The organism is Rhodanobacter denitrificans (assembly GCF_000230695.2).
GTDB classification, from domain to species: domain Bacteria; phylum Pseudomonadota; class Gammaproteobacteria; order Xanthomonadales; family Rhodanobacteraceae; genus Rhodanobacter; species Rhodanobacter denitrificans.
Genome location: NC_020541.1, coordinates 85,369 through 111,447 on the forward strand (window position 1 = coordinate 85,369; position 26,079 = coordinate 111,447).

At 68.1% G+C, this 26,079-nt stretch carries 21 protein-coding genes and 1 pseudogene; 7 read left to right on the forward strand and 15 right to left on the reverse strand.

The genetic code is table 11. From position 1 onward, the window contains the following. Nucleotides 1-3: 3 nt before the first annotated feature. Nucleotides 4-534 carry a sugar dehydrogenase complex small subunit gene (locus R2APBS1_RS00415; RefSeq protein ID WP_015446408.1) on the reverse strand — a complete coding sequence of 177 codons (531 nt, stop codon included), beginning with the start codon at nucleotides 532-534 and terminating at the stop codon, nucleotides 4-6. Between the two features lie 193 nt (nucleotides 535-727). On the opposite strand from R2APBS1_RS00415, the gene R2APBS1_RS00420 reads away from it, so the two are divergent. After that, nucleotides 728-988 carry a hypothetical protein gene (locus R2APBS1_RS00420; protein ID WP_425476995.1) on the forward strand — a complete coding sequence of 87 codons (261 nt, stop codon included), beginning with the start codon at nucleotides 728-730 and terminating at the stop codon, nucleotides 986-988. 120 nt (nucleotides 989-1,108) lie between these two features. On the opposite strand, the gene R2APBS1_RS00425 is transcribed toward R2APBS1_RS00420, so the two are convergent. The 3 genes from R2APBS1_RS00425 to R2APBS1_RS00435 all read right to left on the reverse strand — a co-directional run bounded on the left by R2APBS1_RS00425 (nucleotide 1,109) and on the right by R2APBS1_RS00435 (nucleotide 6,042). Continuing rightward, nucleotides 1,109-2,482 carry a sensor histidine kinase gene (locus R2APBS1_RS00425; RefSeq protein WP_015446409.1) on the reverse strand — a complete coding sequence of 458 codons (1,374 nt, stop codon included), beginning with the start codon at nucleotides 2,480-2,482 and terminating at the stop codon, nucleotides 1,109-1,111. Nucleotides 2,483-2,485: 3 nt separating this feature from the next. Continuing rightward, nucleotides 2,486-3,175 (reverse strand): response regulator transcription factor, encoded by a 690-nt coding sequence (locus R2APBS1_RS00430; RefSeq protein WP_015446410.1) that lies wholly within the window; start codon nucleotides 3,173-3,175, stop codon nucleotides 2,486-2,488. A gap of 194 nt (nucleotides 3,176-3,369) precedes the next feature. After that, a complete protein-coding gene (locus R2APBS1_RS00435; protein ID WP_015446411.1) occupies nucleotides 3,370-6,042 on the reverse strand; it encodes a TonB-dependent receptor in 2,673 nt (890 codons plus the stop codon). 216 nt (nucleotides 6,043-6,258) lie between these two features. On the opposite strand from R2APBS1_RS00435, the gene R2APBS1_RS00440 reads away from it, so the two are divergent. Further along, the gene (locus R2APBS1_RS00440; protein ID WP_027485119.1) at nucleotides 6,259-7,248 is read left to right on the forward strand and encodes a YncE family protein; all 990 of its coding nucleotides are present in this window, start codon (nucleotides 6,259-6,261) and stop codon (nucleotides 7,246-7,248) included. A 971-nt stretch (nucleotides 7,249-8,219) separates the two neighbouring features. After that, entirely contained in the window at nucleotides 8,220-8,570 is a 351-nt protein-coding gene (locus R2APBS1_RS00445) for a DoxX family protein (protein WP_007510212.1), read from the forward strand. A 176-nt stretch (nucleotides 8,571-8,746) separates the two neighbouring features. Here R2APBS1_RS00445 and R2APBS1_RS19455 read toward each other — a convergent pair. The 5 genes and pseudogenes from R2APBS1_RS19455 to R2APBS1_RS00470 form a co-directional block, all read right to left on the reverse strand. Then, nucleotides 8,747-9,090 (reverse strand): annotated as a pseudogene (locus R2APBS1_RS19455) (cation diffusion facilitator family transporter); the annotation flags it as partial. Nucleotides 9,091-9,109: 19 nt separating this feature from the next. Continuing rightward, nucleotides 9,110-9,682, reverse strand: a complete 573-nt coding sequence (locus tag R2APBS1_RS00455; protein ID WP_007510216.1) for an NADPH-dependent FMN reductase — start codon at nucleotides 9,680-9,682, stop codon at nucleotides 9,110-9,112. A 51-nt stretch (nucleotides 9,683-9,733) separates the two neighbouring features. Then, on the reverse strand, nucleotides 9,734-10,282 hold the full coding sequence (locus R2APBS1_RS00460; protein ID WP_015446413.1) for a Dps family protein: 549 nt from the start codon (nucleotides 10,280-10,282) through the stop codon (nucleotides 9,734-9,736). 53 nt (nucleotides 10,283-10,335) lie between these two features. After that, nucleotides 10,336-10,947 carry an NAD(P)-dependent oxidoreductase gene (locus R2APBS1_RS00465; protein ID WP_015446414.1) on the reverse strand — a complete coding sequence of 204 codons (612 nt, stop codon included), beginning with the start codon at nucleotides 10,945-10,947 and terminating at the stop codon, nucleotides 10,336-10,338. A 225-nt stretch (nucleotides 10,948-11,172) separates the two neighbouring features. Next, complete coding sequence (locus tag R2APBS1_RS00470; RefSeq protein WP_041676836.1) at nucleotides 11,173-12,654, reverse strand: aldehyde dehydrogenase family protein; 1,482 nt, start codon at nucleotides 12,652-12,654, stop codon at nucleotides 11,173-11,175. A 275-nt stretch (nucleotides 12,655-12,929) separates the two neighbouring features. Here R2APBS1_RS00470 and ygiD point away from each other — a divergent pair, with 275 nt between their 5' ends. Next, complete coding sequence (gene ygiD, locus R2APBS1_RS00475) at nucleotides 12,930-13,709, forward strand: 4,5-DOPA-extradiol-dioxygenase (RefSeq protein WP_015446416.1); 780 nt, start codon at nucleotides 12,930-12,932, stop codon at nucleotides 13,707-13,709. Between the two features lie 52 nt (nucleotides 13,710-13,761). Here the strand turns inward: ygiD and R2APBS1_RS00480 are convergent, their stop codons facing one another. Genes R2APBS1_RS00480 through R2APBS1_RS00500 form a run of 5 tightly spaced genes read right to left on the reverse strand, consistent with a single transcriptional unit; the run spans nucleotide 13,762 to nucleotide 17,807 of the window. Further along, entirely contained in the window at nucleotides 13,762-14,991 is a 1,230-nt protein-coding gene (locus R2APBS1_RS00480; protein WP_015446417.1) for a metal-dependent hydrolase family protein, read from the reverse strand. Nucleotides 14,992-15,029: 38 nt separating this feature from the next. After that, nucleotides 15,030-16,286, reverse strand: coding sequence for a M20 family metallopeptidase (locus R2APBS1_RS00485; RefSeq protein WP_007510229.1), 1,257 nt, complete (start codon nucleotides 16,284-16,286; stop codon nucleotides 15,030-15,032). Nucleotides 16,287-16,335: 49 nt separating this feature from the next. Continuing rightward, nucleotides 16,336-16,884: a DsbA family protein gene (locus R2APBS1_RS00490; RefSeq protein ID WP_015446418.1), complete on the reverse strand. Its 549-nt coding sequence runs from the start codon at nucleotides 16,882-16,884 to the stop codon at nucleotides 16,336-16,338. Beyond that, nucleotides 16,884-17,396, reverse strand: coding sequence for a redoxin domain-containing protein (locus R2APBS1_RS00495; protein ID WP_015446419.1), 513 nt, complete (start codon nucleotides 17,394-17,396; stop codon nucleotides 16,884-16,886). The genes R2APBS1_RS00490 and R2APBS1_RS00495 overlap by 1 nt, the downstream gene beginning before the upstream one ends. A gap of 27 nt (nucleotides 17,397-17,423) precedes the next feature. After that, nucleotides 17,424-17,807, reverse strand: a complete 384-nt coding sequence (locus R2APBS1_RS00500) for a TraR/DksA family transcriptional regulator (protein ID WP_015446420.1) — start codon at nucleotides 17,805-17,807, stop codon at nucleotides 17,424-17,426. Between the two features lie 346 nt (nucleotides 17,808-18,153). On the opposite strand from R2APBS1_RS00500, the gene R2APBS1_RS00505 reads away from it, so the two are divergent. Both R2APBS1_RS00505 and ntrC read left to right on the forward strand, forming a co-directional pair. Further along, the gene (locus R2APBS1_RS00505; RefSeq protein WP_015446421.1) at nucleotides 18,154-19,164 is read left to right on the forward strand and encodes a two-component system sensor histidine kinase NtrB; all 1,011 of its coding nucleotides are present in this window, start codon (nucleotides 18,154-18,156) and stop codon (nucleotides 19,162-19,164) included. Then, on the forward strand, nucleotides 19,157-20,578 hold the full coding sequence (ntrC, locus tag R2APBS1_RS00510) for a nitrogen regulation protein NR(I) (protein WP_015446422.1): 1,422 nt from the start codon (nucleotides 19,157-19,159) through the stop codon (nucleotides 20,576-20,578). Before R2APBS1_RS00505 ends, ntrC begins: the two co-directional genes overlap by 8 nt. 70 nt (nucleotides 20,579-20,648) lie before the next feature. On the opposite strand, the gene R2APBS1_RS00515 is transcribed toward ntrC, so the two are convergent. Beyond that, nucleotides 20,649-24,536, reverse strand: a complete 3,888-nt coding sequence (locus R2APBS1_RS00515) for a GH36-type glycosyl hydrolase domain-containing protein (protein ID WP_015446423.1) — start codon at nucleotides 24,534-24,536, stop codon at nucleotides 20,649-20,651. A 178-nt stretch (nucleotides 24,537-24,714) separates the two neighbouring features. Here R2APBS1_RS00515 and R2APBS1_RS00520 point away from each other — a divergent pair, with 178 nt between their 5' ends. Next, nucleotides 24,715-26,049 carry a glucoamylase family protein gene (locus tag R2APBS1_RS00520; protein WP_015446424.1) on the forward strand — a complete coding sequence of 445 codons (1,335 nt, stop codon included), beginning with the start codon at nucleotides 24,715-24,717 and terminating at the stop codon, nucleotides 26,047-26,049. Nucleotides 26,050-26,079: the final 30 nt, after the last annotated feature.

The following is a 26,079-nucleotide window of genomic DNA, read 5'->3' on the forward strand; positions in this document are numbered from 1 at the left end:
TCCTCAGATATTGGGCTTGCTGGTCCAGCTGCCGTACGCGCCGTAGGCGAAGGTGGGCGGCTTCAGCACGTCGGCCACGATCACCGCGTTGAGCGCGGTCTCGTAGGCGACGCAGCGCGCGCCTTCGCCGCTGCCCACCACGCCGAGCGCCCAGGCGCCGAGGACCTGCCGCGGCAACGGCGCCAGCGGCGAATGCTCGCCATCCAGCACGCCTTGCAACTGTTGCGGATCGATGTGGCGTTCGTTGAGCAGGGCCAGCAGCGCCTGCACGTCGGCCGGAAAGTTCGGATGCGCGGCGGCGAGGGCGTCGTAGAGGCGGGTGGCCTGCGCGGCATCCAGCGCCTGCCGGCCGACCAGGATCGCGGAGAGCGCGGTGAACGCGCCGAGGTCGGCGCGCGGCGCGGGCTGCGCCAGCGCCCAGGGAATCAGCGAGGCGGTGTACGCGGTGAGCAGGCCCGCCAGCAGGCGGCGACGCGAGGGGTCGACGGGGCCGTTGCGGCGCGCGGCGACGCTGTCGGGTTCTTCCGGCGCCATTGACCCTCCCCCCTTGCGGATTGCCGTGCAGCTGGCGACTGGGACCGCTGCCAAGGCGGGCCCGACCTTACTCTGGTTACGGTGCAAGGCGACGTGAAGATTCGAGATGGTTGGGGGAATGTGGCGGAACGCATTGCTGCAAGAAATAACGGGATGCCGTCGACAGGCGTGGAGAGTGCCGAACCCTCGACGGGTGTCGACCGCATTCGATGGCTATTCAGTGGGCGCAGCGGCCGATGAAGAAGAAAAGACCATCCCGCAGGCGTGCTCCAGCCTCGACGCCGCGCCGGAAGCGCCGGACAAGGATCGTGACTTCCTCAAGACCGGCGGCGTGTTCACGGACGCCTGCATCGAGGTGACGATGAAGGCGGCCACCAGGTGCCGCGCCAGCACGCATCTACCGGAGTTCCGGATGTATTGCCCGCCCCCGATCGCGGAGACATCGGGGGATTGAAAACGATGGGCGCTGCGGCGCCCGTCGTCTTTGGCGGTCGCGCGATAGGCGCCCCGTGGACCGGGACGGCGGCCGGTCGCGTGTCTGCGTGCTGAATCGGCGCGAGGCCTTGCGCGGCGCCTAGACGGGTCGTTGAAAGTCGATTTGCACGGCGAGGCCGGGTTCGCCATCGCCCAGGCTTACCGTGATCTCGTGCAGCTGGGCGACTGCGGTCACGAGCGCGAGTCCTAGGCCGCTCCCGGGCGTGCTTCGAGAGGAATCCAGGCGGACGAAGCGTTGCAGTACGCGTTCGCGCTCGTGCTTCGGGATGCCTGGTCCCGTGTCGCGAACAATCGCCCGGGCACATCCGGGCATCGGCAGCAACGACAGAAATACGGGTGTGTGGGGCGGGGTGTGATGCAGCGCGTTTTCGACCAGGTTGGCGAACATCTGCGTCAACAGCATCGCATCGCCGCGCACAATCGCGCCCGGATGGATTCGGGCATGAAGACTGCGGCCCTGATCCTCGAAGACGGGTGCGAAGTCGCCGACCAGCACGCCAAGCAAGCCCGAGAGATCAACATCAGTGAAGTTTTCCTGCTGCTTCTGGTTCTCGATTTGCGCGATCCTGAGCAAAGCCGCAAAGGTAGCCAGCACATGGTCGACGTCGGCCAGGGCCGTCGTGCAGGATTCCCGGTAGCCTTCGACGCTGGTGACCTGAAGCGTCGTGGCTTCAAGCTTGTGGCGCAAGTGCGTCAAAGGTGTACGCAGATCGTGGGCGATATCGTTGGAGACCTGGCGCATGCCCTCCATCAGTGACTGAAGTCGGGCCAGCATTCGGTTCAGCGAGCGGGCGAGGCGGTCGAATTCGTCGTCGCGATCCGTTACCACGATTCGCGTGCCCAGATCGCCCTTGACGATGTTCGATGCGGCCTGAGTGATCGTCTCGACCTTGCTCAGGTAACTTCTGGCCGTAAGCACGCCACCGGCCAGTGCCAGCACCACGGCCGCGAGCCCGGCCCAGATGAAGGACTGCAACAGGAGTTCATTCAGTTGGTCCGCCTGCAAGGTCCCGTGGGCCACCGCCAGGATGTTGCCGTCCTCGAGACGGGACGAATTGATCAGAAGGTGGCCGGGCACGGAGTGCTTGCTATCGATATGGCGAAGTTCGTGCAACCTGGTCCAACCGAGTGACGGCGGCATCTTTGCCAGACTGCCCGCGATGCGATCGCCACGGGGGGAAAACAGTCCGTAGAAGAACGTTCCCTTTTGCGCATGAGCAACGGCTTTGTTGATCGAGGCCACGCGAATGCTGCCGGGCACGGCGGTCATTTCGCTCGATTCGTCGCTGATTTCCTGACGGAGTTGTGCGGTGACATAGCCGCTTACGGAAACCCAGGTAATCGCAAACAGCACGAGTGCCGCGAAGGCGAACGATGCGGCTTGCAGAACGCCGAGTCGAAATGCGGCGCTGTGCAACAGCCGGGAGATCTGCTCCTTGGTGCGGATGTTCACGATTCAGTGTCTGTCCGGCAAGCGCAGTATGTAACCTGCGCCCCGCACCGTATCAATGAGTTCGCCGCCGGGGAAGCCGCGGTCGATCTTGGCGCGAAGCCGGCTCATGTGCGTCTCCACGACGCTGGTCCGTGGATCGAATTGATATTCCCACACGTTTTCGAGCAGCATTGCGCGGGTGACGATGTGGCCGGCATGACGCATGAGGTATTCGAGCAGGCGGATTTCACGCGCCTGCAGGTCGATGACATGACCGCCCCGGCAGGCCTCGCGCTTGAGCAGATCCAGTTCGAGATCGGCCACGCGCAGCAGCGTCTCCGAAGGCGCCGCCATTTGCATCCGCCTTGCCAGCGAACCGACGCGAGCCGCCAGTTCGCTGAATGCGAAGGGTTTCGAAAGATAGTCGTCGGCGCCGGCGTCGATGCCTTCGACGCGCTGATCCACGTCGCCCAACGCCGTCAGCATCAAGACCGGCGTAACCACGCGTGCCGACCGCAACGCTCTCACCAGGCTCATGCCGTCAAGTCCCGGCAACATGCGATCGATGACGAGTACGTCGTGTTCCTGCGATGAGGCGCGCTGCAATCCTTCCCGGCCGTCCATCGTCTGTTCGACCACATGGCCAAGTTTCGTCAGCTCCCTGGTGATATAGGCCTGGGTCTCGGCGTCGTCTTCGATCAGCAGGATGTTCATGAGGCGATTGCTTCGCTGCGTCGGGCAGGGCTATCCAAAGTGCGCTCAAGGGCCAGCCGGTGCGGAAGCCGACTCCGATCAAACCGGCACGGCATGTGGAAGGACCGCCACACGCCCGTGGACCGGCCCGTTGAAGTTGGCGCGGTCCACAGTGGCTGGCGCGGTCGGATACCGGCATGTCGTCCCGGATCCGATCAGAACTCGAAGCGCACACCTGCCATGTAGGTTATCCCATAGAACTCGCGCTGGATCGGATGGTCCGGGGTGCCTTGATAGAATGCATGGGGCGTATCGAGCAGGTTCTTGGCGTAGAAATAGATCGACCAGTCTGCCGGAAACTCGTAGCTGGCGCTGAAGTCCATCGATGTGCGGCGTGCGTTGTAGATGTCGCTGGTGCGATCGGTGCCGATGCCGAACAGGTCGGACGATACCGAATACGCCGCCAGGTTCAGCGAGAGACCAGCGCGCTTGTAGAAGATCGAGGCGTTCCAGGTGTTCTTCGATGTCGACGGGAGCAGCGAATACTCGCCGGGACGGATCTGGATCCGCGAATTGACCCAAGTGTAGTTGGCGCTGGCACCCAGGCCATCGAGCCAGCCCGGCAGGTTGCGGAACTGTTGAACCCAGTTCAGCTCCAGGCCGCGCGCGTATGCGGAGCCGATGTTTTCGAACGTGAAGATATGGAACGGCTGCGGACTGCCCGGGTACAGGTTGTTGTTCGGCAGTGTCTGGGTCGTCTCGATCGGGATGATGTAGTTGGAGATTTCCTTGTCGAACACCCCGGCGGACATGATGCCGCCGCCGTCCAGGTAGTGCTCGATGCTGAAATCGAAGCTGTTGGCCGTCGCTGGTTTTAGCGACGGGTTGCCGGTGGTGACGATGCCCGAGCCCACGTCGATCGCCAGCGCCGGGTTGGCCTGGTTGAAGCCCGGGCGGCCAATGGTCGACGAATAAGCCGCGCGCAGGATCGTGTCGGGCGCCAGTTCATAGCGAAACTGGAGGCTTGGGAAGAAATTGTCGTAGTTGTGCTTGATGTTGATCGGATACGCGAATGGATTGCCGGAGGCGTCCATGCCGGCGGAGAATGCGCCGCTTCGATCATGCGTCTGTTCGAAACGAACGCCGGCGAGTATGCCGAGGTTGCCGTAGCTGCCCGTGTATTCACCGTAGGCCGCGGAAATGTCCTCATGCGCGTCGAGGTACTGCTGCTGGGCGCTCAATACATCGCCGGCCTCGATCGTGCCTTGGCCAAAGATGCCCCGCAAGACGCCGGGGGCGATATCCACGCCGTTCTGATAGAGCCCGTCGTAGTAGGTTTCGTTGGAACCGCTTGAGACGGCGGTCAATGGCAGGGCAGTGGGATTGAGCGTGTACGGTTGTGCCGTCGTCCGTTTATGCCGCTGGCGCACGCTCAGGCCGAACCGCAGGTTTTGATCCGTCAGGCTCCCCCAATTCACCGGCGTATCGGAATTGATGGCGTACGACATTTCACGGTCGAAGTTGTACGCCGTGCTGTTGCTGAGGCTGGTCAGTGCGTAGTTGGCCGGATCGAGGTAGCCCGGCGCGTTCGAGAGCGTGTAGACGGGAACGTGGCCGGGACCCGTCGGGCCGTACGTGATTTGCCCCGCTGGCGTGGAAGGGGAGTTGTACGTGAACGTGGAGTTGTAGTCGAAGGGCTTCTTGTACGTGCCCTCGACGTAGGCGACGTGATAGTCCACGGTCGTGTCGCCCAGGATGTTCTTGCCGCCCAGCATGTAGAGTCGCTCGGTGGACGTTTCCTGCTCGTCGCGCAGCGATTTGGTGATCGCGCCCGGGAAAGAGAGGGTATCCTGCAGCGTTCCGTTCGACAGCACCGTGGTGTTGCCGTCAGGCAGGATGTCCATGAACTGGCGCTTGTATCTTTCGGTGTAGCCCGCATCGAAGGCACGGAAATACCAGTCGTTGTCGTCATCGGGCTGATAGTCGATATCCATCGCGTAGCCGTGGCGCCGGCGGTGCAGCTCGTAATCGCGCTGCTCGATATCGTTCACCGCCTGGTACGGATGCGCCGAATCGTTGAAATAGGCGGGCTCGACGTCATCGATGCCGCGTGAATCGTTGTGGCCCGATGCCGTCAGGACGATCGAGAAGGGACCGAATCGGCCACCTCCCACCAGCGAGAATTCGCTGATCGGCGTGCCGCGCAGCGGCTCGTAACCGCCGCCCGCGCTGCCCTCGAAAAACGCGCCCTGCTCATCGGGGGCCCGTTTCGGCAGCACTTCGATCGTGCCGCCGAGGGCCTCCGCATCCTGGCTCGGCAGGTTCGACTTCGTCACCTTGACGGCGCCGATGAAGCCCACCGGGATGGAATCCAGGGCCACGCCGCGATAACCGCCGAACGGCGAGGCATTGTTGGTGGGAAGAAGCCGGACACCAGCGTAGGTGGTGCTGTTCAGATCGGCGTCGAATCCGCGGATGTTGACATAGCGACCTTCGCCCTCGTCGGTTTCCAGCGAGATGCCGGGAATGCGGCGAACGGCTTCGGCGGCACTCACATCCGGCAGCGCCCGGATTTGTTCCTCGGTACGAATATTGATCAGGTTGGGCGCGTTTTCCTGCGTCTTGCGGGCAATGTCATCGGACGTGCGCGGGGCTACAACACTGACTCCCTGCAGGTCTTTTACTTCCTGCTTGGACTTCTGCCTGTGCTGGCGATCGGCGCCACTTGCGTTGGCAGTGTCGCTCGCTGTCGATCCGTCATGCGCCGGGGCCGGCGTATCCGACGCCGTAGCCGCAAAAGCAAACACATCCGTCGGCGCGCTCAGTGCCCCGAGACACGAGAGGATGGTGCAACTAAGCAGGGCAACGCGTAATTTTGAACGGTGCATCGAGCTGGCCTCAATCGGGGACAAACCATCCGTTCCACCGCGCGGAGCGTGGTGGGGCTGGGGAGTGGGAAGTCCCTCGAAGCTAGGCGGGGGCTGTGACAGACAAGTTGCTGCGCACTTACCGATCCGTAAGCTGCCGATGCGTGGTCCTTCTGGCTAGACTCGCCACCTGCGTGTCAGTCAACTTGCGTAGCTGAGGATGATCAATTGAAGACAATGGCATGGGTTCTGACCCTCGCGTGCATGGTCGTGGCTCCGTCATGGGGTGCTGCGCCACCGTCGGGTAACTACCGGGTTACGCATCAGTACGCGCTGGGAGGATCGGGTGGCTGGGACTATTTGACGCTCGACCCTTCCACCAATCGTCTCTTCGTCGCTCGCGACAATCGCGTCATGGTTGTCGACACGAAAAGCGGCAAGGTGGTCAAGGAGATCCCGGGGATGAAACACGCACATGGCGTTGCGCTGGTGCCGGATCTGCAGCGCGCCTACGTCACCAACGGGGACGCGAACGATGTCAGCGTCGTGGATCTCAAGACACTCGCCGTGGCAGGCAGCATTCCCGTTGGCGGAAAAGATCCCGACGCCATCATTTACGACAGCGCGACGTCGCACGTCCTGGCGATGAACGGGGACAGCAACAGCATAAGCGTGATCGATCCCAGGCTCGGCAAAGAGCTGCAGACCATCGCCCTTGCGGGCAACCCCGAATTCGCCACAAGCGATGGGCATGGAAACGTGTACGTCAATCTCGAGGACAAGGGCGAGCTGGCGCATATCGATACAAGGGCCAATGCCGTAAAGCAGACCTGGTCCCTGTCGCCATGCGAAGGCCCGACCGGCCTCGCACTGGACGCGGTGAACCAGCGGCTGTTTTCCGTGTGCGCGAACGGATGGCTGATCGTCACGGATGCCGGCTCCGGACATCAGGTCGCCAGGCTGCCGATCGGCAAGGCCCCCGATGCGGTCGCCTACGATGCTCGGACCCACACGGTTTTCAGTTCGAGCCGGGAAGGCGTGCTGGACGTGATCCACCAGGTGGACAAAGACCACTACTCCTCCGCAAAGGCCGTCCCGACGCTGAAAAGCGCGCGTACCTTGGCGCTTGACCCCGCATCGCACGAGATTTTCCTGGTGGGCGCGAAGAGTGCGGTAAAGGGCAAGCCGGTAAGCGGATTCACGATGCTTGTTGTGGATCCGCATTGATCGACAAGTTTGCCGCATGACCGTTCTGCCCACCTGCCGGCCGTCACACGGTCGCTTCACGGATGGGAGCTGGCGTCCGGTGCGGGTCCGGGCAAGGAATGCCGGGTGACCTGGCGCGCGAACCAGGGCATCCCTGGCGTCGTGTCCCAAGAAAAAGTTTGAACGAGGCTGGCCGTTGCCCGCGCGAGCTTGGCGAGAATCGTACCGGCGCTCTTGTACCGGACGAAAGGTCTGGGATCGGCGTTGCGCCGGTCGACGTACTCGCGAACGGATTGCTCCAGACCAGCCACGCGGGTGCGTGTGCTGCGCCTGATCCTTTGCTCGCCGATCTTGCCGGGAGAACGTTCGACCCGATTGAGTCAAGGGGCACAGGCGGAGATGAAGTGCGCATGGAATCGCAGGCGCCTTGCGGATCGCCAGCCGTGCCATCAGCTCCGCGTGCCCCGCGTCGGTCACCACCAGTTCCGTTCAATTCCCAATCTGGTGCGACTTGTTCTTGAGACACCCCGCCAAGGAGCTTGCTGGTCCAAGTGCCGTACGCGCCGCAGGCGAAAGTAGGCGGCCTCGGTAGATCGGCCACGCGAGGGGTCGGGCTGTTCGGAAAAACCATGCCGCCGGCGGTACAAGAAAGGTGAAGGCCCGAGGCGGCCAGAGGCAAGGCGCGGACAGCGTGCCTTGCCGCAAGAAATGGCAGAAGGCTTTCCCTCATCGGAACCCGCGGGGCACCCGCAACCATGGGCGCCCGCGTCTCCCGTCCGGGCCTGTGGACGGATTGCGTGCCGTCGTCTCCAGGGCGATGATCGCAGCCGGACGACGTGTGTGACTGCTGGTCATCCCGCCATGTTGATGTTGCGAGGTTCAAGCCCAATCCGGGCATGCCGCCCGTCCTGGACGAGCCGGCATATTCAATCTGACGAGATCCGAGGAGAACGTCGTGGACAAGTTGATCAGCGCAGTGGCACGCCATCCTGATGGCGCAGCTTTTCATCATCTCCGGCTGGCAGAAGCTGATCGGGTTCAGCGGCACGGAAGGCTATTTGGCCTCGATGGGCATCCCCATGGTCGGCCTGGTGACGCCCCTGGTGATCCTGATTGAACTGGGCGGCGGGCTGGCCCTGCTGTTCGGTTTCAAGACCCGTTGGGTGGCGGCCGTGATCGCGTTGTTCAGCGTGGGCTCGGCGCTGGTCGCGCACACGCATTTTGCCGACCAGGCGCAGGCGATCAATTTCATGAAAAACCTCTCGATCGCCGGCGGCCTGCTGTGGTTCGTCAGGAATGGCGGCGGTACGGCCAGCGTCGACGCACAGATCGGAAGCAAGTAGGGCGCAAGCCGGAAGAGCACGATGATCGTCGCCTGGCCTTCGCCGGGCGGCGGTCATCCGGTTTCCGGAGGCTCGCCCGCCCGTCGGTGAACGCTTTCCCGGAAAGCCCGGTGGGTCTGCGGTTTCACGAACAGTGCCACGACCTCCGGGTGGAGCCGGCGAATCCGCAGGCTGATCGGCCGCGGCTGGCGGGCATGCCGGATGCCCCGGTAGAGCGACACGCCCGCACCGAGCGCGAACACCAGCAGCGCCACGATGAAGCTCCAGAAATACAGCTCGCGACCGTAGCCCACAGCGGATGCTCCGGGTCGGCCCGGCGTTGCGAGCGGCGCATGCCTTACAGCAGCAGGACCTCGTTGCCGGTGTCGACGAAGGAATGCACTGCCTCGCTGAGCATGGCCGAACTGCCGGTCCGTGCCGCCGCCACGGTCTTGGTGGTGGCGACCAGCAGGTTGCCGACCAGGGCGGCATGCACGGTCAGGCGCGTGGACGGAGTCCCCGCCGTGGCGGATCCGGCCATGCGCCCGCCGCGGTTTCGCTCAGCCCTCGCGAGGCAGCACGATCAGCACGCGCTCGATGAACAGGTGCAGTTCCTTCATGTAGTTGCCGAGGAATTCGGTGGTCGATTCGTCGCTGACCGTGCCATCCTCGGCGATCAGCCCCGGCCTGAACTGGATGTATGCCTCCATGGTGTTCATCAGCGGCGAGTTGCAGAAGCACAGCACGCCGCGCAACTGCTGCTGGGCGACCGCGGTGCCGATCGCGCCGGGCGAGGTGCCGATCACGCCGGACGGCTTGCGCGCGAACGAGTTCTTGCCCCACGGCCGGCTGGCCCAGTCGATCGCGTTCTTCAGCGCGCCGGGAATCGAGCGGTTGTACTCCGGGGTGACGAACAGCACCGCATCGACCTCGGCGATGGCCTGCTTGAACGCGCGTGCCACCGGCGGGTAGTCGGCGTCGTAGTCGTAGCTGTACAGCGGCAGCTCGCGGATCGGGATCTCCACCAACTGCAGCCCCGGTGGTGCGAGCCGCACGAGCGCCTTGGCCAGCAGGCGGTTGATCGAGCCCTTGGCGAGGCTGCCGACGAGATAGCCGACTTTGTAGGTCTTCATGGGGGTTCCTCGGAAGTGGGTGGTGTTGCCGCGGAAGTGCGGATGGGCCTTTCAGTGGCCGGTCGAATCGCTGCGGCGGGCGGTCTCGAACAGGAACCAGGTGCGCCGTTCGGTCTCGTCGATCCAGTTCTCGATCAGGCTGGCGGTGGCGATGTCGCGGCGCTTGTCGCAGACTTCATGGGCTTCGCGCAGGCGCGCGGCCAGCGCCAGGTTGTCCTCGCGCAGTTCGGCCAGCATGTCCGCCGGCTCGACGTATTCGGCGTCGTTGTCGTCGACCCGCTGCAGCCGTGCGATGTGGCCGATCGAGCGCAGCGTGGTGCCGCCGAGCTTGCGCACGCGCTCGGCGATCGGGTCGGTCATCGCGAACAGCTGGTCGCCCTGCTCGTCGAGCATCAGGTGGTAGTCGCGGAAATGCGGCCCACTCATGTGCCAGTGGAAGTTCTTGGTCTTGAGGTACAGCGCGAACACGTCGGCCAGGATCGCGTTCATCGCGCCGGCCACATCGCGGGTGGCCCTGGCATCGAGGTCGGTGGGTGTGACCAGCGGCGCACGCTGCTTGCGCAGCAGGGATGCCTGGTCGGTGACGGGTTTCTTCTTCATGGCGGGATCCTTGGGTGAAACGGCCGAGGAACGGGGTTCGATGCGGATGGGTGTCAGTAACCGACGGTGAAGCGTTGCCGCGAATGCCTGGGTGTCTCCAGTTCGTCGGCCATGGCGATCGCGAAGTCTTCCATCGAGATCCAGCTGCGGCCATTCGCGTCGGTGAGCAGGCGGTCGCCGCCGAGGCGGAATGTCCCGGTGCGGTCGCCGGGAGCGAACTCGGCGGAGGGCGACAGGAAGGTCCAGTCCAGCTGCGGTTCCTTGCGCAGCATGTCGAGGAAGCGGCGCCCGGCTTCCGCCTCCGGTTTGTACGCCGCCGGGAAGTCCGGCGCGTCGATCAGTGCCTGGCCGGGCGCGACTTCCAGGCTGCCGGCCCCGCCCACCACTGCCAGCCGCTGCGCACCGGCCTGCTTCACCGCGGCGATCAGTGCCGCCGCATCGGTGCTGGCGAATTTCATCGCGCTGACCACGGCGTCGTGGCCTTCCAGCAGCGGCGCCAGTTGTGCCGGCTGGTTCGCGTCGGCGTTCTTCAGCACCAGCCGTGGTTGGGCGGCCACCATCGCGGCATTGCGGGCGATACCGGTGACGTGGTGGCCGCGCCGGAGCAACTCTGCCAGCAGACGCGAGCCGACGCGCCCACTGACCCCGATCAAGGCGATGTGCATGACATGGCTCCCGCTTGCATGGTTGTCGATATGTGCTCCGGAGCCGCGATCATCCGGAGCGGAGTTCGTTGCCCAGCGCAGTGCGCCAGACGCCGGTGAAGATCAGCGAGGGCCGGCAGTACGCCGCGGATGACCAGCCCGCCGCTGCCCGGGCCGGGCTTGCTCTGGATGCTGTTTGCGGTTGCCATGCGGATGGTCCTGCTCGTGATGGTTCGTGCCGGCGGTCTAGAACGGGTAGCTACGTGGGACGTGCTGCACCGAGATCCAGTGGGCCGCGGTGAACTCGTCGATGATCCACTCGCCGCCGAAACGCCCGATGCCGGAATTCTTCTCGCCGCCGAACGGCACATGCGGTTCGTCGTTCACCGACATGTCGTTGACGTGAGTCATGCCCGCCTCGATGCGCTGGGCGAAGCGCACGCCGCGATCGATGTCGCCGCAGAACACCGCGCTGGACAGGCCGTAACCGGTCGCGTTGGCCAGCCGCAGCGCGTCGGCCTCGTCCTTCGCGCGCACGATCGGCACGATGGGGCCGAACGATTCGTCGCGGAACAGCGAGCTGTCCGCCGGGACGTCGGTGAATACGTGCGGCGGCAGCAGCTGCCCATCGGCCTCGCCGCCCAGCAACTCGGTGGCGCCCTGCTGTTTGGCCAGCGCGATCTTCTCGACGATGCCGCGCAGCTGGGCGGCGTCGATGATCGGGCCGATCGCGGTGGCGATGTCGTTCGGGTCGCCCACCTGCAGCGTCCGCGTGCGCGCCACGAAGCGCTTGACGAACGCATCATGCAGCTGCGCGTCGACGATGATGCGGTTGACGCTCATGCAGATCTGGCCTTGATGCAGGAAGCGGCCGAACACCGCGGCGCGCGCGGCCTGTTCCACATCGGCGTCGCCCAGCACCACGAACGGGCTGTTGCCGCCCAGTTCCAGCGCCACCCGCTTCAGGTGCGTGCCGCTGCTGGCGAGGCGGCCGATGCCCTGGCCCACGGCGGTTGAGCCGGTGAAGGAGATCAGCCGGGGCTGCGGGTGTGCCACGAAGTAATCGCCGATCTCGCTGCCCGCGCCCACGATGACGTTGAGCACGCCGGGCGGCAGGCCGGCCTCCTCGAAGATCTTCGCCAGCAGCAGGCCGCCGCTGACCGGAGTGTCGCTGGCCGGCTTGACCACCACCGCGTTGCCCAGCGCCAGCGCCAGCGCCGGTGCCAGCGAGCGCTGGGTCAGATGCAGCGGGAAATTCCACGGACTGATGATGCCGATCACGCCCAGTGCGCGACGGTAGACCCGGTTCTCCTTGCCGGGAATGTCCGAGGCCAGGATGCGGCCGGCCACGCGGTATGGGAACGAGGCGGCCTCCAGCGTGACCGCCCGCGCGCTGTCGCATTCGATGTTTGCCTTCAGCCGGGTCGAGCCGGCTTCGCGGATCAGCCACGACAGGATCTCCTCGCGGCGCTCGTCGAAGACGCGCACGGCGTTGTGCATTACGAGCGCACGCTCGGCCGGCGCGGTGGCGGCCCAGGCGGCCTGCGCCGCGCCGGCCGCCAAGTAGGCATCGTCCACGTCCTGCGTGGCGGCCAGCGGAATCGTGACCAAGGTGTCGCCGGTGTAGGGATCGATGTCGGTGTTGTGGCGGGTGGATCGGCCGCTGCGCCAGGTTCCGGCGATCGGCAGGGCTTCGAACCCCTCGAAAGTTTTTGGTGATGCCGGCATGGCGGCCACGGCTTTCTCCTCAACCCGAGGTTGTGGGGCATTGGCAACCTGCCCGCTGAGAGGCCGGCAGATGGCCTTCCATATGGTTGGATGTTGCACTGACGATCACGGCAGACTAACGCGGAGCATGTAACCAATACGTGCATGAAACTGGGGCCCGCGGGCACGCTCGAAGGCCGGCCTCCGCGGCGTGCGTGCCGCCGATCGAGAAACCCGCGGCCATGGCGGGCCTTGCCGTCGGCGCGGCTCGTTCACCACCACTCACGGGACATGCCATGAATACGCGTATGCCGACGGTCTTCCTCGGGCACGGCAATCCGATGAACGCCCTGCACGACAACGACTGGAGCCGAAGTTGGGCGGCGCTCGGCCAGCGCCTGCCGCGGCCGCGTGCGGTGCTGTCGGTGTCGGCGCACTGGTACCTGCCGGGCACCGCGGTCACCGCGATGGCGGCGCCGCGCACCATCCACGATTTCGGCGGCTTCCCGCGCGAGCTGTTCGAGGTGCAATACCCGGCGCCCGGCGATCATGGCCTGGTGCGCCGCGTGCGCGAACTGCTGCAGCCGCTGGAGGTGCGCGGGGATCTTGCGTGGGGACTGGACCACGGCACCTGGTCGGTGCTGCGTCATGTGTTTCCCGCCGCCGACGTGCCGGTGGTGCAGCTTTCGATCGACGAGTCGCAGCCGCCGGCGTTCCATTACGGGCTGGGCCGGCTGCTGCGGCCGCTGCGCGACGAGGGCATCCTGCTGGTCGGCAGCGGCGACATCGTGCACAACCTGCACGCCTATGCCTGGGGCCGGCATCCGCAGCAGCCGTTCGACTGGGCGCTGCGTTTCGAGTCGCGGGTGCGCGAACTGATGCTGCGGGGCGACCACGAGTCGCTGGTGAACTACGAGTCGCTGGGTGCGGACGCGGAGCTGTCGGTGCCCACGCCGGAGCACTACCTGCCGCTGCTGTACGTGCTCGGCGCCAGCGGCGAAGGCGACGCGGCGACGTTCCCGGTCGAGGGCATGGACGGCGGCTCGATCTCGATGCTGTCGGTGCAGTTCGGCTGAGCGCCGGCGGAGCCCGCGGCCCCCGTTGACGGGTCACGTCGCGTTCCAGTCTTCAGTGGCTCGTCGCAGTCGCCGGTCCGCGATAGACGCGCCCGCTCTTCATCACAAAATCCACCCTGGCGGTGACGCCAATGTCGGCCAGCGGGTCGCCCGGCATGGCCACGATGTCGGCGTGCCTGCCGGCCGCGAGCACGCCGATGTCGTCCTGGCCGAGCAGCTCCGCCGCGACGCTGGTGGCGGCTTTCAGCGCGCGCAGTGGCGTGAGGCCCGCCGCCACCATCGCCTGGAATTCGAGGATGCCGTGGCTGAAGGGGAACATGCCGCAATCGGTGCCGTAGGCGATTTTCACCGCGCTCTGCGCGATCAGCCGCTGCGACTCGACGATCGTGCCGCTGTCGCGGCTGAACTTCCAGATCGCCTGGCACGGCAAGGTGTGCTCGTGCAGGGCGTGCAGGTCTTCCTGGGTCATCTGCATCGTCGGCACCAGCCAGGCGCCGGCCTGCTGCGCCATCGCCAGCGCCTCGGCGTCGATCAGGTAGGCGTGTTCCAGGCTGCGCGCGCCGGCGCGGATGGCCTGCCGGCAGCCGTCGGCGGCGCCGGTGTGCACCGCCACCGGCATGCCGAGCTGCCGCGCGGTGGCGGCGAGCAGGTTCATCTCGTCGTCGAACCAGGTCACCCGGGCCGGGTCGTCGCCGGGGCTGAAGTAGCCGCCGGTGTTGGTGGTCTTGATCCAGTCGCTGCCGAAGGCGTGCTCGCGGCGCACCAGCGCCTTGATCGTGCCCGCGTCGTCGGCGATGGCGGAAACCGGAATGTCCCAGCGCGGGCCGTAGAACCCGCGCAGGTCGCCGTGCCCGGCCGAGGAGCTGATGATGTGCGCGGCGACGATCAGCCGCGGCCCCTCGACGAGGCCGGCGGCGAGCGCGTTGCGCAGATCCACGGTGGGGAAGTCCGGATCGACGCAACCCATGTCGCGCAGCGTGGTGAAGCCGTAGCGCATGTACTCGCGGGCGATGCTCAGCCCCTTCAGCGCCTTGGTTGCGGACGAGGTCAGCGTCTGCTGCGCCAGGTCGGCGGCGTCCATGGTCAGGTGGACGTGGCAGTCGATGAAGCCGGGGCTGACGGTGCGCTCCGACAGGTCGATCGTCTGCGCATCGGGCGGCCGGCGTACCGTGGGTCCGATCGCCGCGATGCGGTCCTCTTCCACGAGGATCTCGAGCGGACCGCTCAGGCGTGCGGAGACGCCATCGAACATCCGGCCGCACTGCAAGACGCAGGTTCCCATGTCAGTTCCTTGCGCCGTGGTGCCGGCGCTGCCAAGGCTCAGGGCGCCGCCAGCCACGCCCGCGCGGCCACCATCAGCGTTTCCACGCCGGTCTGCAGGGTCGGGTGCAGCACCGGCAGGAAGCGCGGGTTGTGGTTGGTCGGGATCTCGTTGAGCCGGTTCGCCGCCTTCGCTTTCGCATAGGTGTCGGGGTCGGTGCCGCCGACGAACCAGAACACCGACGGCACCTGCCACTCGGCGCCGAACGAGCCAAAGTCCTCGCTGGCCGAGGTCGGGCCGGTTTCGCGGATGCGCTCGGCGGGAAAGTGACGGTGGAAGGCCTCGACCACGCGCGTGGTCGCCACGTCGTCGTTGGTGACCAGCGAATAGTTGTCCAGTGGCGTGATCTCCGGCGGCTTCGGCGCGCCGGAGGCCGCCGCCTCGGCGTTGACGATGCGGGTGATCGCGGCGAGTACGCGTGCGCGCACGCCCTCGTCGAAGGTGCGCACGTTGAGCTTGATGACGGCCTCGTCGGGAATCACGTTTTCCTTGGTGCCGGCCTGCAGCGAGCCGATCGTGAGCACCGCCGCCTCGGTCGGCGCCAGCTCGCGGGCGACGATGGTCTGCAGCCGCAGCACCGTCGCCGCCGCCATCACCACCGGATCGATGCTGGCTTGCGGCATCGAGCCGTGCGCGCCGCGCCCGAACAGACGGATCTGCAGGCTGTCGGCGGCCGAGGTGATCACCCCCTTGCGCCCGCCGACGGCGCCGGCCGGGCCCACCATGACATGCTGCCCCAGCACCACGTCAGGCTTGGGGAAGCGCTTGAACAGCCCGTCGTCGATCATCGCCTGAGCGCCTTCGGCCGTCTCTTCCGCCGGCTGGAACACCGCCATCAGCGTGCCCCGCCAGCTGTCGCGGGTCTGCGCCAGCAGCGTCGCGGCGCCGACCAGCCAGGCGACGTGCATGTCGTGGCCGCAGGCGTGCATCACCGGCACCGTGTTGCCCTCGTGGTCGGTCGCGGTGACCTTGCTGGCGTACGGCGCGCCGGTCGCTTCCTCGACCGGCAGCGCGTCCATGTCGGCGCGCAGCATCACGGTGGGGCCGTCGCCGTTGCGCAGCAGGCCGACCACGCCGGTCTTGCCGACGCCGGTGGTCACGTCGTAGCCGGCCGCGCGCAGGTGGTCGGCGGCCAGGCCGGCGGTGCGGGTCTCCTGCATCGAGAGTTCGGGATGCGCGTGGATGTCGGTGTACAGCGCTTCGAGTCGCGGCAGCAGCGCCTGGAGATTTCCCGGCAATGGTTCGGTGGAGGGCATGGTCTTCTCGTTCGTGGTGGTGGGCGTTTCGGGTGCCGGCCGCACGCTGTCACTGCTGCCGCGCGATCACCCGGCCGATGCGGTGCGCCAGCGTGTCGAAGTCGCCCTGGTACAGGTAGCCGTTGACGAAGAAGCTGGGCGTGCCGTTGGCGCCGCTGCGCACGCCGCCCATGAAGTCGCGCCGAATGGACGCATCGATGTCGGGGTTGCGCAGCGTGGCGGCGATCGTCGCCTCGTCCAGGCCCAGCGCGCGCACGCCGGCCTCCAGCCCGGCGCCGCCGGACGAAGCCCAGTCCGGCTGGTGCTCGTAGAGCCAGTCGTGGATCGCCCAGAAGCGGCCCTCGACCGCCGCCGCCTCGGCCAGCTCGGCGGCGAGCATCGCGTAGGGGTGCGCCTGGGCTAGCGGGAAGTGGCGGAACACGAAGCGCAGGTTGCCGGCGTAGCGGTGCTGCAGCTGCTTCACCAGCGGGTAGGCGCTGCCGCAGGCCGGACACTGGAAATCGCCGTATTCCAGCAGCGTCACCACGGCGTGGCCGTTGCCCTGGACATGGTCGTGCGCGGTGACCGGCGCGGCCAGGATCGAGTCCTCGTGCAGCATCAGGAGGCCTCCCGCGCGAGGTTCACGGGCAGCGCCTTCTGCACGTTGTTCGAGGGCAGCGCCTCCAGCGCGTTGACGATGCCGGCCGCCCCCGGGTTCACGCCGATCGGCGACAGGTGACTCCAGCGGATCATGCCGTCGCCGTCGATCACGAACAGCGCGCGCTGCGCCAGGCCGAGCTGCGCGTCGTACACGCCATAGGCGCGCGCCACCTTGCCCTTCGGCTCGAAGTCGGACAGCAGCGGGAAGCGATACCTGCGCTCGCGCGCCAGCGCGGCGTGGCTCCACACGCCGTCCACCGAGATCGCCAGCAGCTGTGCGTTGAACCGGGCGAACTCGTCCAGCAGCTCGTTGTACAGCGCCAGCTGGTCGCTGCACACCGGGCTCCAGTCGGCGGGGTAGAACGCCAGCACCACGTTGCGGCCGCGGAACTCCTTCAGCGCCACGCTCTGGTCGGGGCTGGCATGCAGGGTGAAGGCCGGTGCGCGGGTGCCGGCGGCGAGGATGGTCATGGCGGACTCGATGATCGGGTCGATGGGTTATCCGCGCGCCTCGCGGGCGCGTTCTTCCTGCACGGTGAGCACCGCCTCGGGCGTGCTCTGCAGCCGCACCAGCGGGATCGGCTCGCCGCTGAGGTCGGAGCAGCCGTAGCTGCCCTCGGCGATCTTCTGCAGCGCGCGCTTGATGTTCGCCAGGCGGCGGTCGTCCACGTCGTGCAGCGCCTGCTCGATTTCGTGCCGCGACGAAGCCTGTGCGGCGTCCTCGTCTTCGGCGGCCTCGTCGCCGTGCTCGAGCTGGAAGTCGCGTTCGCCGGCCAGCCCATCCTGCTCGCTGCCCAGCAGCCGCCTGCGCAACGCGACCAGGCGCTGGCGCTGCTGCTTGATGAAGGCCCGGCTCAGGCCGGCCTGCGGTTCGGACGACATGGGATGCTCCTGCCCGCGGTGTCTGCTCGCGCGTCTGCGCACAGTGGAATCAGCCGGGTGAATGCGCTGTAAAAATCGTCCGGCGGATCGCCGCCAGTTCCGGCGCAGCCGCTTCAGCGGGCGGCTTTCCGGCGGCGAACGGCAGTGCCTGCGGCTGGCCCGGGTGATCCTGTGCCGGCCGTTCCCGGCCGTGCTGGATGAGGCCATCGGTGCGCTCGACGCTGCGGTGACCGTGCCTCCGCGCGTGCGGTCGCGATGGCCGGATCGGCTGGGCATCGCGACTAAGCGCCGGAACGCAGCCCAGGGCCGATTTGCACCAAGACGAGACATTGCCCATGATGGTGCAATGAGCGAGCAGGCGTGGCGGACATGGGCAGAGCAGATGGCGACCGGGCTGGCCCTGGTCGACGCGCAGCTGCGCCTGCGCTGGCTCAACCCCGCCCTGGTCGAGTGCCTGGGGCTGGCTTTCCGCCACGCGGTGGGGCAACCGCTCGGGCTGCTGCTGGACGATGCGGACGAAGGCATGGCGCGGGCGGCGAAGGTGCGGGCGGAGCAGCGGCCGGCGCAGTGGCGCGCCGTGGCGCTGGCCGCGGCCGACGACCGCGAGCTCAGCGCGGACATCGCGCTGCAGCCGTTCGGCGACGGCCTGCTGCTGGAAGTGCACGTGCTGGCCGAGCCGCCGTCGGCCGCTTCGCCGCTGTCGGCCACCCTGCGGGGCTTCGCGCACGAGGTGAAGAACCCGCTGGCCGGCCTGCGCGGCGCCGCGCAGCTGCTGCAGCGGCGGGTCGAGGGCGAGGACCTGCAGGCGCTGGCCGGCATGATCATCGCCGAGGCCGACCGGCTCGGCGCACTGGCCAACCGCCTGCTGCGTCACGACGGCGCGGCGCAACTCGGCCCGGTCAACATCCATCGCCTGCTGGAACGGCTCGCCGACCTGCTGCTGGCCGAGCCTGCGCCGCCGCAACTGCATCACGACTACGACCCCAGCGCGCCGGACCTGCACGGCGACGCCGACCGCCTGCACCAGCTGCTGCTGAACCTGGCGCGCAACGCGCTGGAAGCCGGCGCACGCACGCTCACCCTGCGCACGCGGGTCGAGCACGGCGTGCGCGTGGGCGAACGGATGCTGCGCATGGCGCTGCGGGTGGACCTGATCGACGACGGCGCCGGCGTGCCCCCCACGCTGCGCGACACGCTGTTCCAGCCGCTGGTCTCCGGCCGCGCCGACGGCAGCGGCCTCGGCCTGGCGTTGGCGCGCGAGATCGCCCACGAGCACGGCGGCGAGTTGCGCCACGCCAGCCGCCCCGGCCACACCGTGTTCTCGCTGTACCTGCCGCTGGAGCGCACGCATGACTGATCGAGCCAAATCACCGGCAGGAGCGCAGCCTGCGCTCCTGCAAGAAATCTGGATCGCCGACGACGACCGCGCCGTGCGCTTCGTGCTGGCCGAGGCGTTGCGCGACGCCGGGCTCGCGGTGCGCGAGTTCGACGCGGTGGCCGGCGTGCGCGCGGCGCTGCGCGAGGCGCGTCCCGCGCTGCTGCTGACCGACGTGCGCATGCCGGGCGAGGACGGTCTGAATCTGCTCGGCGAGCTGCAGGCGCAGGGCATCGGCCCGGTGATCGTGATGAGCGCGTACACCGACGTGGCCACCACCGCCGCGGCGTATCGCCTGGGTGCGGTCGACTACCTGGCCAAGCCGTTCGACCTCGACCAGGCGGTGGCCGCGGTGCAGCGCGCGCTGGCCAGCGTGGCTGCGCCGACGCCGGTCGCCGGCGCGGCGCTCGCGCCGACTCATGCGCTGCTCGGCGGGAGCGCGCCGATGCGCGAGGTGTTCCGGCTGATCGGTCGCGTCGCCGCCAGCGACCTCAACGTGCTGGTCACCGGCGAGACCGGCACCGGCAAGGAACTGGTGGCGCGCGCGCTGCACGAGGAAAGCGCGCGCCGCGGCCAGCCCTTCGTGGCGCTGAACACCGCGGCGATTCCCAGCGAGCTGCTGGAGAGCGAGCTGTTCGGCCACGAGGCCGGCGCGTTCACCGGCGCTACCCGCCGCGTGGCCGGGCGCTTCGAACAGGCCGAGGGCGGCACGCTGTTCCTCGACGAGATCGGCGACATGCCGCTGATCCTGCAGACGCGCCTGCTGCGCGTGCTGGCTGGCGGCGAGTTCTACCGGGTCGGCGGGCGCGAGCTGATCCGCTGCAACGTGCGCATCGTCGCGGCCACCCACCAGGATCTGGCCGCGCGTGTCGCCGCCGGCGCGTTCCGCGCCGACCTGATGCACCGGCTCGACGTGGTGCGCATCGAGCTGCCGCCGCTGCGCGCCCGCCGTGCCGACATTCCGCTGCTGGCCCGGCACTTCCTCGCCGCCACCGCGCAGGAGCTGAAACTGCCGCCGAAGCGTTTCTCCAAGCCCGCGTTGAAACTGGTCGCCCAGCGCGACTATCCCGGCAACGTGCGCGAACTGGAAAACCTGTGCCGGCGGCTGGCGGTGATCGCGCCCGGCAGCGAGATCCTGCCGGCCGACCTCGGCAGCAGCGCCGATGCGACGCGCGGCGGCGAATGGACCGACGCGCTGCGCGAGTGGGCGGTGCAGGCGCTGGCCGATGGCGAGGCGGACATCCACGCGCGCGCCCGCGCGGCGCTCGACCAGACCCTGCTGCAGGCCGCGCTGCAGGCGCACGAGGGGCATCGGCAGAACGCAGCGCAGGCACTCGGCGTGGGCCGCAACACGCTGACGCGCAAGCTCGGCGCTTCGCGCACGCGGCGAGGCTAGCGTCCCCGATCTGCCGGTCCATCGTCGGGGAGCGGTTTCGGGGAGCCGGCGGGCGGTACCCGCCGTGGCGTTACGGGTCTGGATGCGTGCGGGTAGGCACGCAGCCCAGCGTGATGAGTAGCTGGTGCGTTTCGCCATCATCAGGCAGTGCAAGTGCAGCATCGGCATCCAGCATCTGGCCGTCCATGTCGATGTGCGCCACGCCGCGGCAGACCCGCGTCGGATTCTCGACGCGGATCACGTAGCGGCTGACGCGAGTCCGACGATGGAGGTAAGTCAGTTCGAACCCCGGCCAGTCTCGGGGCATGCAGGGATCGATGCGCAGCCGGTCGCCTTTCAGATGGAAGCCGAGCAACGCCTCCAGCCCGGCGCGGTACAGCCAGCCGGCCGAACCGGTGTACCAGGTCCAGCCGCCGCGGCCGGTGTGCGGGGCGACCGAATAGACGTCGGCGCAGGCAACATAGGGTTCGACCTGGTAGCGCGCCTCCGCGGCGGGGCGGTCGCCATGGCGGATCGGGTTGAGCAGGTCGAACAGGGCGCCGGCGCGGTCGCCGTCGCCGAGGCCAGCCCAGGCGAAGATCGACCACACCGCGCCGTGCGTGTACTGGCCGCCGTTCTCGCGCACGCCGGGCGGGTAGCCCTTGATGTAGCCGGCGTTCTCGCGGCCGTGGTCGAACGGCGGGGTGAACAGGCGGGCGATGCGATGATCGTGGTCGACCAGCAGGCGATCGACCGAGTCCATCGCCTGCGCCGCATGCGCGCGATCGCCGATGCCGGCCAGCACGCTCCACGATTGCGCGATGGTATCGATGCGGCATTCGTCGCTTTCGCGCGAGCCGAGCGGTGCGCCGTCGTCGTAGTAGCCGCGGCGATACCACTGGCCGTCCCAGGCGTGTTCCAGCGCGGCACGCAGCTCGTCGGCATGGTCGCGCCAGCGCTGCGCGCGCGCCTTCTCGCCGCGTCGCTCGGCGTACGGCGCCAGCGCGGCGATCGTGGCGAGCAGGAACCAGCCGAGCCAGCTGCTCTCACCGCGCCCCGCGGCGCCGACCGCGTTCATGCCGTCGTTCCAGTCGCCGGTACCGATCAGCGGCAGGCCGTGCGCGCCGCGGGTGAGGCTGCTGTCGATCGCGAGTGCGCAGTGCCCGTACACGGTGGCTTGCTGGTCGGAGTGCCCGGGCAGGAAGAACGCGTCGGTGGCGCCGTCGGGAATCGGCTGGCCGGCGAGGAACGGCAGCATCTCGTCCAGCACTTCAGCGTCGCCGCTCACCTCGACGTAGTGCGCGGCGACATACGCCAGCCACAGGCGGTCGTCGCTGACCCTGGTGCGGATGCCCTGGCCGCCCGGCGGCAGCCACCAGTGCTGCACGTCGCCCTCGACGAACTGGCGGCCGGCCGCACGCAGCAGGTGTTCGCGGGAGAGATCGGGGCGGCTCACGCACAGCGCCATCACGTCCTGCAGCTGGTCGCGGAAACCGTAGGCGCCGCTGGCCTGGTAGTAGGCGGTGCGCGCCCACAGCCGGCAACTGGTGACCTGGTACAGCAGCCAGTCGTTGAGCAGGAGGTCCAGCGCACGATCGGGCGTGCGCACCTGCACGGCATCGAGCAGGCCGTTCCATTGCGCGGCGACCTCGGCGAGCACGCCATCGATATCCGCCGTGCGATATTTGCCGATTAACGCTTGCGCGGCGGCTTCGTCGGCGGCGTCGCCGAGCAGGAAGCGCAGGTCGAGTTGCGTGCCCGGCGGCAGTTCGATGCGTACCTGCAGCGCGCCGCAAGGCTCCAGCCCGGCACCGAGGCGGCCGGACAGCGGCGTGCCGTCGCGCAGTGCCAGCGGCTGCGCGACCGTGCCGAGCGGCCCCAGGAATTCGTGGCGGTCGCCGCTCATCGAATGCGCGGGCCCGGCCAGGTCGATGAACGCCACGCGGTCGCCGAAGTCGGGCCGCCAGCGGTTGCGCGCGAACAATGCGCCGGTGCGTTCGTCGCGCGAGGTGGCCACGAACGGCGCGGGCGTGCTGCCGTTCGCGCCCAGCGCCCACTCCACATAGCCAGTCACCGACAGCCGTCGCGTGCGCGGCGAGCGATTGCACAGGCGCAGGCGCGACAGCTTGAGCGGGTCGTCCGTCGGCACGCACTGCAGCAGCTCCAGCTCGATGCCGTGCGCGTCGTTCTCGAAGCGCGTCCAGCCCTTGCCGTGGGTGGCCGCGTAGTGCGCGCCGGCCACGCGGATCGGCAGCGCGCACGCGCTCCACAGCACGCCGCTGTCCTCGTCGCGCAGGTACAGCACGTCGTGCGGGCGGTCGCTGACCGGGTCGTTCGGCCACGGCGTCAGCGGATTCTGCTGGCTGTTGAGCGACCACGCGTACCCGCCGCCTTCGGCCGACAGCATGCAGCCGAACGCGGGGTTGGCGATCACGTTGACCCACGGCGCGGGCGTGGGATGCGCCTCGTCGAGGTCGATCCGGTAGGCGTGGCCGCCGTCGACGAAGCGGCCGTGGCCGTTGGCGAATTCCGGCGCATCGGCGTTGGCGGTGACGGCCGCTGCCATGGCGGTCGCGCGGATCGGCGCGGGCACGGCGCGGGCGGCTGGCGATCCGGCCGCGGCCTGCGCGGGCGGCGCCTCGTCCAGCACCACGCGTGCCACCGTCAGCAGGCCGCTGCGCAAATCCGCGCCGATCGCGTCGTCGCGCAACGCGAACAGCTCGGCCTTGGGCAGCGGGTCGTCGGTTTTCAGGCGCGCCTGCTGCGCACCCACCAGCGAATCGAGCGCGGCCTGCCGCGCCTCGCCGGCGGCCTGCAGCAGCACCACGTCGACGGCGAATTGCTGACGGCGCCAATGCTGCTGCGCCTGCAGCACCTCGCTCACGCGCGTCAGGTCGTCGCTCTCGCCGAGGCGCAGCAGGAGGATCGGCCGGTCGCCGGAGATGCCGGTGGACCACAGCACCGGCGCGCCGCCGTGGCCGCGTACGAGCACGTCGGGCGCCGCGCGCTGGCATGGATCGTTGCACAGCAGCGCGCTCATCCAGCGCGCGAAGCGTGCCGCCTGCGCCGCGCCGATGCCGAGCTGCGCGTATTCGGCTTCGGCCTGGCGTGCCGCGCCGTCGAACAGCCGCGCGGCGGCGGCCGGATCGCCGAGTTGCGCGGTCAGGGCGATGGCGCCGTCGCGCGAATCGGCCAGTCGGGTCCACAGCAGCAGCGTCACGCTGCTGTCCGGCGCCAGCGTGAAGCGCCGGCGCAGGCTGAACACCGGGTCGAGCACGCAACCGGCGGTGTGCGACAACGCGGCGCCCGGCTGCATCGCCTGTGCGTCGCGCAGCGTGTGCAGGCGGCCGAGGAAGCGTGCGCGGTCGGTTTCGAATTCGCCGGCATCGCCGCCATCCTCGCCGACGACCTGCAGCGCCTGCGCGGCCCACACTTCGGCTTCGCTGCCGTCGCGCCGCCGCCGCGTGGCCAGCAGCATGCGGTGCGCCTCGTCCCATGCGGTCTGCACGAACATCTTGGAGAACGCCGGGTGCGTGTTGTCGGCGCCGATCGGGCCGAGCACCAGTTCGGCGTACGAAGTCAGCGACAGCGTACGCGTGCGGTCGCCGTGGTTGCTCAGGGTGAGCCGGCGCAGCTCGACGTCGGCCTCGGCCGCCACCGCAACTTCCAGCACGCTGTGCACGCTGTGGTGGCGCCGGCTGAAACGGGCGCAGCTCGGCTCGAATGCGACCGCGTCGTCCGGCCTGTGCGTGCCGTACGGCTGCCGGCTGGCCGACCAGGTTTCACCGCCGTCCTCGTCGCGCAACAGCAGGTAGCTGCCCCAGCCGTCGCCGACCGGGTCCTCGCGCCAGCGCGTCACCGCCAGGCCGCGCCAGCGGCTGAAGCCGGCGCCGTTCGCATCCAGCATCACGCTGTAGCGACCGTTGGACAGCAGGCAGCGCTGCTCCGCATCGATGCTGCGGGGGGAAGGCGATGACATGGCGACTCCTGTCGACGGCGGCAAAAAAACCAGCATGCGCCGGCCACGGCATGCGCGGCGTCAACCTGCGCTTCACCACGTCGCGGAGTACGATGCCCGCGATATCGGCCGGCGATTGGCCGTCGCAGCATCTTTCGTTTGCATGCTGCGGTCACCGCGAAAGACCACGACGAGATCCATGCCCGCCCAACCCCCCAGCCATCCGTCCGCAGCGGACCCGCTGCTGCAACACCTGCAGGACAAGGCGTTCGCCTACTTCCGGTGCGAGACGAACCTGGCGAATGGTCTGGTGGCGGACAAGACCGCAACCGATTGGCCGGCCAGCATCGCCGCCACCGGGCTGGCGCTGAGCTGCTACCCGGTGGCGGTCGAACGCGGCCTGCTGAGCCGCGATGCCGCAATCAAGCGCACCCTGGCCACGCTGCGCTTCTTCCGCGACAGCCCGCAGGGCACCGAACCCGACGCCAGCGGCTACCGCGGCTTCTACTACCACTTCCTCGACATGCAGACCGGCCGGCGCGCGTGGCAGTGCGAACTGTCCACGGTGGACAGCGCCTTCCTGTTCGCCGGCATGCTGACCGCCGCGGCGTACTTCGACGGCGACAGCGCCGGGCAGAAGGAGATCCGCGACACCGCGAACTTCCTCTACCAGCGCGCGGAGTGGCCGTGGGCGCAGGCCGCGGACGGCACCCTCGGCCACGGCTGGCACCCGGAGAGCGGCTTCATCCCGCATCGCTGGCAGGGCTACGACGAGGGGCTGCTGCTGTACGTGCTGGCACTCGGTTCGCCCACCCATCCGTTGCCGCCGGCGGCGTACGCGGCGTGGTCGTCCACCTACGAGTGGAAGCATTGCTACGACATCGACTACCTGTACTGCGGCCCGCTGTTCACCCATCAGCTGTCGCAGGCATGGATCGATTTCCGCGGCATCCAGGACGCGTTCATGCGCGACAAGGGCATCGACTACTTCGAGAACAGCCGCCGCGCCACCCAGGTGCAGCAGCGCTACGCCAGCGACAACCCGCTCGGCTTCAGCGGCTACAGCGAGCATTGCTGGGGCATCACCGCCTGCGACGGCCCCGGCCCGGCCACGCGCAGGATCGACGGCATCGAACGCCGCTTCGAGGACTACGTCGGCCGCGGCGTGCCGTACGGCTTCGACGACGGCACGCTGGCGCCGTGGGTGGTGGCGGCCTCGCTGCCGTTCGCGCCGGAGATCGTTCTGCCCACCGTGCACCACTTCATCCACACGCTGCAGCTGCACGACGCGCATCCCTACGGCTTCAAGGCCAGCTTCAACCAGACCTGGGTCGACCCGTCCGGCCGGGCGCCGGGCGGCTGGGTCTCGCCGTATTTCTTCGGCCTCAACCTCGGCCCGATCGTGCTGATGGTGGAGAACCATCGCAGCGGCCTGCCGTGGCAACTGATGCGCGGCTGCCGCGCCATCGTCGACGGCCTGCGCCGCGCCGGCTTCGACGGCGGTTGGCTGGATGCCGGCCAGCAGCACGCATGAACACGACAACCTTTCCCGTTACGGAGTGAA